At 38.4% G+C, this 784-nt stretch carries 1 protein-coding gene; it reads left to right on the top strand.

What is annotated here, in order from left to right:
• Window positions 1-98: 98 nt before the first annotated feature.
• Window positions 99-784 (top strand): SusD/RagB family nutrient-binding outer membrane lipoprotein (locus QNI15_RS38900; protein WP_314037605.1); only part of this gene is annotated, 686 nt, incomplete at its 3' end.

Raw genomic sequence — 784 nt, 5'->3', positions numbered from 1 at the left:
AATGGAGCTGCACAAGGAATTGAGTCGATTGGTTTACCACGTACCCGTTCCTATGGTTTGAATCTGAATCTGAAATTTTAACAAAAAACATGGTAACGATGAGAAAGTTAATTGTAAAATATAGTTCAATTTTAATGGTCACATCGGGGTTGGTTTTCCTGCCATCCTGTGATAATAACTTTGAAGCCATAAATACTAATCCCAATACAGTGCCTGTCCTCACCCCATCCCTGATGTTTAGTAAAGCATTATATGATGGAGCGGCTAACAGTGGCAATAAGGGAAGTTTGTTATTTGGTCTGATGCAGTATACTACTAGTTATAATGATGTAGAAGGATTTGGATCAAAATATGTAGCCTCCCAAGTAAATGCTACGGGTGCTGTCTTTAACAATTCATATCCTACACAGATTAACGAAATAGAAGAGGTTATTAAAGCCGTAAAGGTTGATCCTGCAAAAATCAATATGTATGCCATGGCTCGTATATGGCGAGTCTATTGCTTTAGTCGACTGACAGATTTATATGGAGATATTCCCTATAGTGAAGCGGCTCAGGGATATAATCTTAAAAACTATCAGCCAAAGTATGATGCACAAAGTGCAATTTATGCTGATATGTTGAAGGAACTTGATGAAGCGGCAGCTTCTCTGGATCCAGCACAAACGTTGACCTATGGTTCTTCTGATCTAATTTATGGAGGAAATGTAGAAAAGTGGAAGAAGTTTGCTTATTCGCTAATGCTTCGATTGGGTATGCGTCTTACCAAAGTGGAAGAAGCAAC

It is taken from the genome of Xanthocytophaga flava (assembly GCF_030068545.1).
GTDB classification, from domain to species: Bacteria; Bacteroidota; Bacteroidia; order Cytophagales; family 172606-1; genus Xanthocytophaga; species Xanthocytophaga flava.
The sequence above is the reverse complement of the archived record's forward strand: the minus strand, read 5'-3'. Positions and strand labels throughout refer to the sequence as shown.